Annotated in this window: 1 protein-coding gene; it reads right to left on the minus strand. The window is 37.5% G+C overall.

Annotated elements, in window-relative coordinates; genetic code table 11:
* On the minus strand, nt 1-741 hold a 741-nt coding region (locus tag ACSC97_RS18205; RefSeq protein ID WP_436662350.1), incomplete at both ends, for an IS982-like element ISAba47 family transposase.

Below are 741 nucleotides of genomic sequence, written 5' to 3' on the forward strand. Positions count from 1 at the left end.
GTATGTGAAAGAATTTTACGCGTTATACGGTGCGTTAAATGCCATAAGTTTTTTGCTCTTACCTTTTGGATGTGAAAGCGATCTGTTAATTGACCAATCACAGTCTCAATCTTTCTCCGAGCCTTCATCAGCGTTCGCATTGCATCTTTAGGTCTGGAATCTTTCATATTTTTTCTAAATGGTGTTTGTAAATCAATACCTTGAGATTCTAAATGCCTTGTCAACTCGGGTCTTAAATACCCCTTATCCGCTCCAAGTAAACCATAAATATTTTTTGTGATCTCAGGAGCAACATCTCGTTCATCACAATGAGCAGGGGCAAAGGTATAACCTGTAATCATTCCTGAAAGATTAATGACGATATGACCTTTAAACCCATAATATTTTTCTTGCTTTGCAGCACAATAACTAAAACTTGCATGTTCTTTAAAGTTTTTATGTCCTCTGGCTCTTGTGTAAGCACAGACAGGGATTGGGAAACCATCAATAAAGTGAATATTATCTGAACCATAACGATGATTGAGTTGAGACATAATTTTCTGATTGATATGCCACAAGTTTGCACAGTGCTTACAGAAATTGGGGTAAGACCCTAATTTTGGAAACCACTCTAACCAATTGTTTTTAAAATACATCCAAATGCTTTTGTCCGTGTCTAGACTAAGAAATTCCCCCACAATTTGCATAGTGATGATTTCCACATCAGTCACAGCAGGTGGAAAGCCACGAGTTCTAAGCGGT

Origin of the sequence: Acinetobacter sp. P1(2025) (genome assembly GCF_051390655.1) — a bacterium.
Classification (GTDB): Bacteria; Pseudomonadota; Gammaproteobacteria; order Pseudomonadales; family Moraxellaceae; genus Acinetobacter; species Acinetobacter junii.